The following is a 10,834-nucleotide window of genomic DNA, read 5'->3' as shown; positions in this document are numbered from 1 at the left end:
GTAATGATGGCAAAAATGGTAAAAATACCTACCACCCAGGCAAATATCATAAAGACTTGTATGTAACTGCCCATTGGTTTATCTCTAAACCTTTGCTTGGTCTTTAAATAATCATTGATACTTGTAAATACACTTTTAACTACGTAGAGCGTGAGGATTACAAACAGTACATTTAAAAATTTTAAAGCTATTTTTTCTGCATAGTCTAGACCTATAAAACCAAAGGGTACAAGTTTTACCAAAATGGTTAAGGGTATAATATGTGCAATATATCTTGGTACTCTATTGGCTACTAAAAAATTATCAAAATTAGTTTTAGATTTTCGGGCAAGTCTTAATGAGACTGACCGTAATACTTTCCATATGATAAGATCTAAGAAATATGCCAAAACTAAAGCAATGACTATTAAAATAGCAAGGTTTAGATACGCTGCGCCTTTTTCGCTTAGTCCGGTTTCTAAAAGGTAGTTATACAGTATTCTGTGAAAATCATCGTCCATTTGTCCTATTCATTTTAACAATACAAAGGTACAATTTGCAACAAACAGAAACGACGAATATGGCGTTAAAAAGCCTAATTGGCACGTAGCGCCAATACGGGTACGTTGGTAAAGTGACCCAACTTGCGTAATGATATTTTGCCAAAACCAAGGCGTTGCCAAAATGATGGTTTTTTAGCCACATAACTGATCATATTAGATTCTCTAATCTCTACAAAACAACTTAGGGCAATTGCCATATTTACATTTCGTAATGAATTAAATTTGTGAGCTACATCTTTAAGCTGGCTGCGAATGAAAACTTTGTTTCTTTTCTGATTAAAGCTCAATTTATAGGGGGCTGCAAGACTTAGTACCTGTATACTGGCATTACTTAATTTGGCAATATCTACCAGGTATTTTATTTCAGAAGCTTCAATCTTGGTATTGAAATTAGTACTTAACACAATTTCTTTTGGGTGATTAAAATCTACTTTGGTTGGTACTATCAAAACCGGACATTTTCTTATCTGCTTTAATATGCCTAAGGTTTGTTTACCATACGTTTCTCCTTTCTTGTTCGTCATACCCTTGGCACCCATAACGATCATTTTAAAACGAAGTTCATTGTTCAGGTTTTTAACAGCATCTAATAGAAGAGTAGATTCTGAAACTACATGGAATTGATGATTTTTATTGCGTAATTTTAATAAGCGTACCAGTATGTCTCCTAAACCTTGTCTTGATTTTAATTCAGACATTTTGTTAAAAACTTCATCTGGGTCTAATAATGTTAAGCTGTCCAAACCGTGGGTTTCTTTAGAATAGGTGTGCAAAATGTAGAATGAACATTTTTTGTTTTCAAATAATTTAATAGCGTATCGTATAGCACTCCATGAATTCTTTGAAAAATCTGTTGGTAATAATATTCTATTTTCCATGACGGTATATTTTAGAAGTTTGGTCGGTTTTGGATTGTAATGGTAATTTCTATTTCACTTAACTTTTTGCATGTATTAATATTTGTGACAATACTTTTAGTTTTAAATCTCTATAATTTTGAATCAACATTAAATAGCCATCTCTTTTCTTTTCGTGGTGATTAAGATAATAGGCATCGCAGGCGGTAGTATCACATTCAATTGCTTTACCAACAGCATTATTATATTTGTATAATGCTGCCAGCATTAGGGCATTTTCCCTGCGAATGCGGTGTAGCTCTTGGTATAATTTTGAGCTTTGTATGATTGTATCTTCAATGTCCAAATAGAATTCGATTTCCTTATTTAGAAACTCTAGTTCATCTGTCCAATTGTTATTTTCTAGTTTATCCTTCTTCACCATTATTCTTTTGTCAGACTCATGCGGATAAAAATGTTTTGATGTTATCATAATACCATATTTATATTCATATGCTGATTTTCTTGTTTTACTTTTTCTATAGTTAGTTTTTGTTCTCCGGATGGAAATTCCCAAATAATGGAATCTCCTTCACTGTACCCTATAACTGCCGCACCCATTGGGGTGAGTATAGAAATTTTATTATTTTTTATATCACTGTCAGTTGGCATTACCAGCTTAAACTTTTTTTGCCATCCGTTTTCAGATACTATGGTTACGGTTGTATTGAACCTAATAACATCTTCGTACATATCTGATGCATCAAGAACGACAGCAGTCTCTAACTCACCAACCAATTTTTGTACAGATTTACGCAGCGTATCATCTTTGTAATAACCAGATAGGTTCATAAACCTTTTAAGTACCACGTATTCTTTTTTTTCTACTACCAGATTGCCATACTTCATTTTCTTATTTTTTTGTGTATAATTTTAAAAGTATTGCTCATTGCCATTTTAAGCGCAGCCGAGAACATTGGCTAGCTTATTTCAAATAATTCCGACCACGCCCATTGTGGCAGTATTAACTACATACTTCTTAAAATCAACATCATTGTTTATTTACTGTTTTATTGATCATGGAAAAATACCACGTTGTACATATGCCTCTTCTAATCTTTCAATGGCAATAACAAATGCTGCGGTACGCATGTCTACTTTTCTATTTTTAGATGTTTCTAGAACTGTTGTAAAAGATTCTTTCATTTTCTTTTCCAGCTTTTCCATCACTTCTTCTATGGACCATATTTCACCGTTACGGTTCTGCAACCATTCAAAGTAGCTACCTATAACACCGCCAGAGTTGCAAAGAATATCTGGTATGATAGCTATTCCTTTTTTCAATAGAATTTCTTCGGCATCTACATCGGTTGGTCCGTTGGCACCTTCTGCAATTAAATATGCTTTTATGTTATGTGCATTTTTAGGTGTAATCTGGTTGCCTAATGCTGCAGGTATACAGATATCACAGTCTAACGAAAAGAAATCTTTGCTTTCTATGGTTCTTGCTTCTGCATAACCAAGAATACTACCCTTGTTCGCTTGTGAATATGCTAATAATTGACCTACATCTATACCTTCTTCATTTACAATGCTGGTACTTGCATCTTGCACTGCTGTTAAAATAGCGCCTTCGTTGACCAAAAAATAAGCAGCCCAATACCCAACATTACCAAAACCTTGTACTATAAATTTCTTGTCCTTTAAATTTATATTATGGCTTTCTGCCCAAAATTTAATGGTTAGAAACACTCCGTATCCCGTAGCTCTGTCACGACCTTTAGAACCACCGGCACCAATAGGCTTTCCGGTAACTACATGCATGTTTGTAGAACGTTCTGCAGGAGATTTGGTAGACATATAGGTGTCAAGAATCCATGCCATGGTCTGCGGATTTGTATTTACATCTGGCGCAGGAATATCTAATTCAGGACCAATATTAACTCCTAACGCGTAGGTGAATCTTCTGGTAATACGCTCTAATTCTGAATTTGAATATTTGTTAGGGTCCAATTGAATTCCACCCTTAGCACCACCATATGGTAAACCTGCCAAAGAGGTTTTCCAGGTCATCCACATTGCCAATGCTTTTGCAGCATCGATATCAACGGTGGGGTGATACCTTAAGCCGCCTTTATATGGCCCCAGTGCATTGTTATGTTGCACACGGTAACCGGTAAAAATCTCTACTTCACCATTATCCATACGAACAGGAAAGTGAACAACAATCTCATTATTGGTTACTTCCAATATTTTTCTAATATTGGAATTCAAATCAATAATGTCTGCGGCATTATCAAATTGTCGCATTACATTTTCTAGCATGCCTTGTTTAGGCATTTTTCTAGAGGCTACTTTTGCTATCATTGTATTTAGTTTAAGACTAATTTTATATTTAATTCATTGCTAAACATTTCATTAGATATTATCAATATTGGTTTGTGGGTGCAATCTAAAAAATGAAAATATTCGCTGCATGCGTAAATACTGTTTTTATCTCTTGTAATAGAACAGTAAGAAGTATGGGTACAGGTTGAGCATATGCTCCGCATATAATTTTTCATCGAGCTCATATTAAGATGTATGTAATTGTTTTTTAATCTAGCACGGGTTGTTTTGTTTTTAAGGGATAAAATATTAATGCTAATAGAGCTAGACCTATGAGTATTAAAAAACCAAGTGATAGTTTGGACATGAGTAAGTTGCTCTCTAAAGCTTTGTTAGATAGCTGTGTCATTTGCTTACTTTCTTCTAGTTGTATTGTAGCCAATACATCTAGTTTTTTATTTATTTTCTTTAGTGTTTGTAATGACAGTATAGTAACCCCATTGCTAAGATTGTCTTGAGATTCTAATGCCTTGTCTTCAAATATTTTTAGCTTTTGAAATTGTGAGCTTAATTCGTTCAGAGTATTGTATTCTTTTGTAGTTAGTTCTGTTAGCGCAAATTCTGAAAGTAATTTTTCTGCGTTTTCATTTTCAGTTGCTATTTGGGTAAAATTCTCTTCAGTAATAAACCGCAGTTTTTTTGAATGGAAAATATTGTTTAATTGATATATGTAACCTTGAACTTGAACCCGGTCTTCATATACAGAGTTTACAGTGTTCTGTAAGGTGGAAAAATGCCTATGATATAATCTATTAGAACCCAACACCAATAAGAATGCGATGGCCAATATAAAGCCAGCATGTAATCTTTGCGATGTTTTTAGTTTTGTAAACATGGGTTTTGTTTTAAGATTAAACTGTAGTATTTTTAATAAAGAAATCCACTTGGTTGATTCTTAATAAATCAGCCAACTTATTTATAGAGACCAAGTGGATTATCAACCAACTAAAAATTATAGCGCTTGTAATTCTCCAGATGTAATAGCGTCTTTATAATCTGCTGTAACTACAGTATGACTATTGAAAAAACGACGACCGTCATTGCGCTTTATTTTAATTTGTGTAGTACCGTCTTTTAGTTCTTTAACGGCTGTTACTACAACTTCTTCGCCATGCGCCCGCCTATAATTGGCTATGCCACCGCGCTTAATAATGAAATTTTCTCTTGGAAAATCTATGTGTTTATATTTGTTAGATTCAGGTTTTCCAATTTCAAAAACATCACCAACATTTACCTCTGTTTGTACAGTGGTATTATTTTGTGCGTTTAATAGACTTACTGAAAATAATAGGGTAATTGCGTATTTTAACATAATTGAGTGATTTAGAATTAATAAATTGTTTCTTTTTTGGTCTTTTGCCCTTCAGTAGTGTTTTTGTTGGCTGAATTTGGTTGGTTAACTTTTGTTATAGTTAATGATATAAGGTCTCCAGGTAATCCGTATGAGATTTTATCTCCTACTGCACGCCCAATAATAGATGCACCCAAACTGCTGATGACAGAGACCTTGTTTTGGTCTATAGCTGCATCTTTTGGAACTACAATTTGTAAAGTTTGGCTAATGCCATTGGCTCCATTAACTTTAATGATTGAGTTTATGGTGACAATATCGAACGGAATATCTTCGGCATTTAAGCATAATGCGATAGCCATGTGCTGATTAAGAAGTTCTAATACATTTTTATGTGCATAGTCTTCTATAGTAACATTGTTTTCTAGATGTTTTTTAATCATCAAGAATTCACTTTCTTCAAAAACTAGACTACCGTATTTCATCTGTTGCCTTTTAAATAAACCACTAACTATTTCAAATTTTTTATAATAGTTTACTATTCGTGGTCTATAGAGCAATTGATGTGCCTACAATAAGGTTAATATTAGAATATTATTTTAATTATCTGATAATCAAATAATTACATTTAATAAATATTTTATTTTAATTTTGAAGAGCGGAGAGAAATTACCCGTTCGGGGAGGAATTACCCGGTATTATTTTAATTTTTCACGCAAGGTTTTGCGGTCAATTTGAAGAATTTCAGCTGCTTTTGTTTTATTGCCTTTGGTATGAGCTAAAACTCGTTGTATATATTCTTTTTCCATAGCACGTAGAGGGCGTAATTCGTTTTCTGGAAAATCTATTTGATACTTTAAAAAATCGGGAAGATCCTTTATTTCAATACTACCATCTGCCATAATTACGGCACGCTGAATAATGTTCTCCAATTCCCTAATATTTCCGGGCCAATTGTACCGTTGAAGTATTTGTAATGCTTCTGGAGAAATACCCAGTAAGCGATCTTTAAATTCTATACCGTATTTACGCAGAAATTTATCGGTTAAAATGCTAATGTCAGATTTACGTTCGCGTAGGGGAGGAACATTAATTTCTACTACCGTTAACCTATAATACAAATCTTCCCTAAACCTATTGTTCTTTATCTCTTCTCGTAAATTGGCATTGGTGGCCGCAATAATTCTAATATCTACTTTTTCAACTTTTTGCGAACCTATTCTGGTAATTTCTTTCTCTTGTAGTGCGCGTAATAATTTGGTCTGCACAGCTAAAGAGGCTGTACCGATCTCATCTAAAAATAAAGTGCCTCCTTCAGCTGCTTGAAAGAAACCAGCTCTATTTTCAACAGCGCCGGTAAATGCACCTTTTAAGTAACCAAATAGCTCTGCTTCTTGTAAATTTTCTGGAATTGCAGCACAGTTTACTGCAATAAATGGTTCTCTAGAAAATTTGCCGGAATAATGAATTGCCCTTGCAACCAACTCTTTTCCGGTACCACTCTCACCAGTAACTATTACCGTAGCTTTATTATCTTTTACACGATCAATAACATTAGTAACTTTTTTAAAAGCCTCAGATGCGCCGACCATATCTGAATACATATTATTACTAGACTTCAATTGAACGCTTTTTACTTTTTTACGTCGTGCATTTTGAGTTAATGCTTTGTCAATAGCTTCTTTTAACTCTGCTTTGGTAAAGGGTTTGGTCAAATAATCTATAGCCCCAGATTTTATGACCTCTAATGTTCCTTCTAAAGAAGGGTAACCTGTAACTACCAATTTCGGAATCTCAGGATAATGTTCATTGGCAAATTTCAATAACTGTAGTCCATCAATTTCTGGCATTTGTATATCTGTAATCAGCAAATCAATGAAAGTGTCTTTTAGTATGAACAACGCCTCTTTAACAGAAACGGCTTTATAAGTATGATAGTCCATGGACTGCAAGTGCCGCTGTAAAAGCTCTAAAATGTTTATGTCATCATCGACTATAAGAATGTTTTCTTTGCGTAAATCCATAGCTACAATTTAGGAAAGTGGACCGTAAATATAGCTCCTTTTGGGGTATTCCTTTTATATTCTAAACTGCCTTTATGGCTGGTTATTATACCGTGAACAACGCTTAACCCCAGTCCCGTACCTTCGCCAATCGGCTTTGTGGTGAAAAAGGGTTCAAATACTTTATCCTCTAATTCTGCGGTTATTCCTTCTCCTTGATCGGCAATTGCTAAAACTATATCTCGGTCAGTTTCGGTAATTTTTACGGTAACATCTCCTTTAATAGGAGAGTAATAGATCGCGTTCATAATAAGGTTGAACAGCACTTGTGTTAATTGAACTGTATCTGCCTTTAGTTCAATACCTTCATTTTCATAAGTAGTGATCAAATTTATTCTTTTATCTCTTAATGCAGGTGTAAGTAGTTTTGTTACGCTGTTAATAATCGGTATTAATTGTACCGTTTTCATTTCTTGTGGCATTTCACAAGCGAAGAACATTAGCTTCTTTACAATTTCTCTACTAAATATGGCACTATCCATTATTTTTTCAAGATCTCTAACGGTTTCTGTGTCGGTAACCTTATCAGCCAATAGTTCTGCAAATCCAAGAATATTGGCAAGCGGTGTGTTTAATTCATGTGCAATACCAGCAGTAATTTCGCCAAGAATATGTAAACGGTCTGCACGCTCTATCTGTCTTCGTGTAATGGCTTCGCTATCTTTAATATGTTTACGTTCAATAAGATTTCCAACAGCTAATGCAACGCTATTTAAAAGTGTTTGTTCTTCAACTAAAAAATCGTTTAGGGTATGTGTATTTGAAGGATATCCAACAAGTACTTCGCCCTCTACTTTATTAAAGACTTTAATCTTAGATACCAAAGTGACCATATCGGTTTTATAATCATCGGTCTGTACTTGAAATTCTTCTGCTCTAAGGAATACTTCGGTAACTTTTTCAAATTGCCAAGCTCTTTTAAGGCAATAGGCAATAGCTTCTAAAGAGGTATCTAATTGGTCATAATCAGAATTTACAATTATAGAGGTAACCTCATAAAGACAGGTAAGTTCTTTTACGCGTTCTTTTAATTTATCTTCAGTTGTATTCATACCATTTTTTCTAATCTAAAGTTCCAAAATATTTAGTTAAAAGAAAAGGTTCGTTAGTTAATCTTCACAACTATAATAAATTAAAATATGTGAGTATTTAAATAATAGTTTGATGATTCCTACAAAATATCACTAAAATGTATCTAGTGTTAATTATACTTTTTAACGTGGTTTTATAGCTGTTATTTGTAATTATTATAGTTTATGTGCTGATTTTCAGATAGTTATTTTCTGTAAAATGATACAGAAAAGTAATTTGTGTATATTCTTTGAATCACCTATATATATTGACCTTATCGATGAAATGCATAATCTTATAATGCCATCATACTCATTTACCCCGCATTCACAACACTTTATGTAGAGGCTGACAACAAATTTTGAATATTGGTAGAACTCATTTTTAAATTTGTCAACACTATTAACACAAAAAATTTTATTCCTACAAAAATGAGGATGTAAAATTAAAACACTAAATCATAACTCCCTCTATGAGATTTTTACACAAATTCTTTATTTTATTTTTTTCTTTTTGCAAGTACTTTTTGCGGATTATTTTTGGTTCTAAAGTAGAATTTGAAAGCAATATTAAATCCTACAAGTACAAACCTATTTTTGCACTATCTATTTTTGTTTTATCCTTTAATGGTGTAGCGGCTCAAGATTGTCCGTCTTTACCATTTACAAATAATTCTGAAATTCTTATAGAAGGTTACCATAGTACAATGGTACGTACAGAAACAGGTTATGTAATATGGGGAGATAATGCTCTAGCAAATGGAGGTACCACAGGTGATCCGCAAGCTATAGTACCTACTAATGGATACACTTATGATGGTACTGCATTATTAGGTACTATAGGTGATGATGCTCAAGGTGGAGCTAATCCTCAAAATTTTATACTTACGACAGCGGGTATGTACGTATGGGGACAAGAGAATGCAGTTGTAGACGGTACACTTACTTCTAGTGAAGCATTTCAATTATTAACAGTTACAGCTCCTACTGGAAATCCTATTACGGGAATGCCAATTGGTGTTGATCCAATGGATATTCAGTACATGTCAGCCTCTAAAGGTGTAATTGTGCTGTTAACAAATAGTGGTGATGTTTATGTTATGGCAGATGATGACTTTGAGTTATTTGGTGATGGGTCCACTACTTTAGATGTAAATTGGCATAAAGCTAATATCTCTAATATTTCAAATATTAAAGTTACAGAGAAAGCCATATTTGCAATGAATTCTTCTGGGGAATATTTTACTTGGGGAAATTTAACTGCTTTAGGCGATGGAACGGCATTTGCTTCTAGAAATACACCTACACAAATGACTGCTCCTTTTTTAGGACAAGCAAATTCATTAGCAGTAACGGCAAGTGGTGATGGAGGAGATACGATGTCTTATTATGCTCTTAACCCAATTGATAATAAAATTTACACATTTGGCGAAAACAAAGATGGGCAACTTGGTATTGGTACAACTACAGATCAATTGACATGGGTAATTGTTCAAAATGCAGATAATACAGGTGATCTAGAAAATGTGAACTTTTTAAGTGCTGCGGATAATAGCCCAGGGCATCCTGCTGCTGGTGCAATTACAAGTGATGGCACACCATATTTTTGGGGTGATAATAGTACAAGCATGCTTACTGGTTCAGCTGCTCAATACAATAGTCCAAGAGTTCCAGATGGTTTTGTTCAGGGAACTGAATTTGCAAGTTACATAGGTATTTCAGGGCATTATATATTAGTTAAAAAATTCGGTGAAGATAGACCTTGCTTTGGTGGTCACAAGTCAGAAGGAAATGTTGGTGATGGCGATACTAACAGTGGTACCTTTACTTCTTTAGATTGTGGCGTATTCCCCGTTTTAGATTACTGCTTTAGCTCTACAGTTGATAGTGATTTAGTTACCAAAAAAACTGTAGATAATAGTACACCATTAGAAGGTGATGTTATTACATTTAAGTTAAATGTAACTAATAATGGTCCTGAAGATGTAACGAATGTTGAAATTACAGATTTACTGCCAACAGGGTTAACTTTTAATAGTTCTTCAAACCCTATTGGAGGAACAGTGAACACTTACAATAATACAACAGGCCTTTGGTCAGTTGGCAATCTTGCAAATGGTAGCTCTGCCAGTATAGATATTAATGTAACTGTAGATTTAGGTACTAAGGGTACTTCAATTACAAATGCAATAAGTGGTTCTGCTGTTGCAGATAATTTAGCAGATCCAATTACAAATACAGACGATTTATCTGAAACTATCATTGTTCAGAACGATACTGATAATGATGGTATTGGTGATTTTGACGATATTGATGATGATAATGATGGAATTTTAGATATCGATGAATTAAATTGTTCTCCTAGTTTTATAGATTTAGGGCAAACATTTTCCACTACAAACAGCTCTGGGACAATTAATGATATTTACGGTTTTGAAGATGTAAATGCTGATTTCAATTTTGAATTACAAGGGACCACTACTTGGGCTTCTGGAGTAAGTAGTCAAAATAACGGTTCAATTACAGGTGATTATATAAACGTACAACCACAAAACACGAACTTTAATAATGGTGATGTAGCTGTTTATACTATTAATTTTGTAAACGGACCAGTATATAATGTTGAATTTCAGTGGGGAGGTTT

The 10,834-nt window shown here is 33.9% G+C and carries 9 protein-coding genes and 2 pseudogenes; 1 reads left to right on the top strand and 10 read right to left on the bottom strand.

Going from position 1 to position 10,834, the window contains the following annotated elements:
• The 10 genes and pseudogenes from ABJI11_RS05255 to ABJI11_RS05210 form a co-directional block, all read right to left on the bottom strand.
• A pseudogene (locus ABJI11_RS05255) lies at positions 1-500 on the bottom strand (mechanosensitive ion channel family protein); the annotation flags it as partial.
• 74 nt (positions 501-574) lie between these two features.
• Positions 575-1,420: a universal stress protein gene (locus ABJI11_RS05250; protein ID WP_348350071.1), complete on the bottom strand. Its 846-nt coding sequence runs from the start codon at positions 1,418-1,420 to the stop codon at positions 575-577.
• Between the two features lie 58 nt (positions 1,421-1,478).
• The gene (locus ABJI11_RS05245) at positions 1,479-1,871 is read right to left on the bottom strand and encodes a hypothetical protein (RefSeq protein WP_348350069.1); all 393 of its coding nucleotides are present in this window, start codon (positions 1,869-1,871) and stop codon (positions 1,479-1,481) included.
• Positions 1,868-2,287: a GreA/GreB family elongation factor gene (locus tag ABJI11_RS05240; protein ID WP_348350067.1), complete on the bottom strand. Its 420-nt coding sequence runs from the start codon at positions 2,285-2,287 to the stop codon at positions 1,868-1,870. The genes ABJI11_RS05245 and ABJI11_RS05240 overlap by 4 nt, the downstream gene beginning before the upstream one ends.
• Positions 2,288-2,455: 168 nt before the next feature.
• A complete protein-coding gene (locus ABJI11_RS05235) occupies positions 2,456-3,745 on the bottom strand; it encodes a Glu/Leu/Phe/Val dehydrogenase (RefSeq protein WP_348350065.1) in 1,290 nt (429 codons plus the stop codon).
• Positions 3,746-3,974: 229 nt separating this feature from the next.
• A complete protein-coding gene (locus ABJI11_RS05230; protein ID WP_348350063.1) occupies positions 3,975-4,601 on the bottom strand; it encodes a hypothetical protein in 627 nt (208 codons plus the stop codon).
• A gap of 117 nt (positions 4,602-4,718) precedes the next feature.
• Positions 4,719-5,078, bottom strand: coding sequence for a hypothetical protein (locus ABJI11_RS05225; protein WP_348350061.1), 360 nt, complete (start codon positions 5,076-5,078; stop codon positions 4,719-4,721).
• 17 nt (positions 5,079-5,095) lie between these two features.
• Positions 5,096-5,542 (bottom strand): GreA/GreB family elongation factor, encoded by a 447-nt coding sequence (locus ABJI11_RS05220; RefSeq protein WP_348350060.1) that lies wholly within the window; start codon positions 5,540-5,542, stop codon positions 5,096-5,098.
• A 213-nt stretch (positions 5,543-5,755) separates the two neighbouring features.
• Positions 5,756-7,081 (bottom strand): sigma-54 dependent transcriptional regulator, encoded by a 1,326-nt coding sequence (locus ABJI11_RS05215; RefSeq protein WP_348350058.1) that lies wholly within the window; start codon positions 7,079-7,081, stop codon positions 5,756-5,758.
• A gap of 2 nt (positions 7,082-7,083) precedes the next feature.
• Complete coding sequence (locus ABJI11_RS05210; RefSeq protein WP_348350056.1) at positions 7,084-8,172, bottom strand: HAMP domain-containing sensor histidine kinase; 1,089 nt, start codon at positions 8,170-8,172, stop codon at positions 7,084-7,086.
• Positions 8,173-8,717: 545 nt separating this feature from the next.
• On the opposite strand from ABJI11_RS05210, the pseudogene ABJI11_RS05205 reads away from it, so the two are divergent.
• Positions 8,718-10,834 (top strand): annotated as a pseudogene (locus ABJI11_RS05205) (hypothetical protein); the annotation flags it as partial.

Origin of the sequence: Maribacter sp. (assembly GCF_039968975.1) — a bacterium.
Lineage (GTDB): Bacteria > Bacteroidota > Bacteroidia > Flavobacteriales > Flavobacteriaceae > Maribacter.
This window is presented reverse-complemented; position numbering and strand designations above follow the sequence as displayed.

Excerpts from the sequence above, each read along its gene's own strand:
- ABJI11_RS05215 (WP_348350058.1), bottom strand. The coding sequence starts at position 7,081 with ATGGATTTACGCAAAGAAAACATTCTTATAGTCGATGATGACATAAAC.
- ABJI11_RS05225 (WP_348350061.1), bottom strand. The coding sequence starts at position 5,078 with ATGTTAAAATACGCAATTACCCTATTATTTTCAGTAAGTCTATTAAAC.
- ABJI11_RS05240 (WP_348350067.1), bottom strand. The coding sequence starts at position 2,287 with ATGAAGTATGGCAATCTGGTAGTAGAAAAAAAAGAATACGTGGTACTT.
- ABJI11_RS05235 (WP_348350065.1), bottom strand. The coding sequence starts at position 3,745 with ATGATAGCAAAAGTAGCCTCTAGAAAAATGCCTAAACAAGGCATGCTA.
- ABJI11_RS05230 (WP_348350063.1), bottom strand. The coding sequence starts at position 4,601 with ATGTTTACAAAACTAAAAACATCGCAAAGATTACATGCTGGCTTTATA.
- ABJI11_RS05250 (WP_348350071.1), bottom strand. The coding sequence starts at position 1,420 with ATGGAAAATAGAATATTATTACCAACAGATTTTTCAAAGAATTCATGG.
- ABJI11_RS05245 (WP_348350069.1), bottom strand. The coding sequence starts at position 1,871 with ATGATAACATCAAAACATTTTTATCCGCATGAGTCTGACAAAAGAATA.
- ABJI11_RS05210 (WP_348350056.1), bottom strand. The coding sequence starts at position 8,172 with ATGAATACAACTGAAGATAAATTAAAAGAACGCGTAAAAGAACTTACC.
- ABJI11_RS05220 (WP_348350060.1), bottom strand. The coding sequence starts at position 5,542 with ATGAAATACGGTAGTCTAGTTTTTGAAGAAAGTGAATTCTTGATGATT.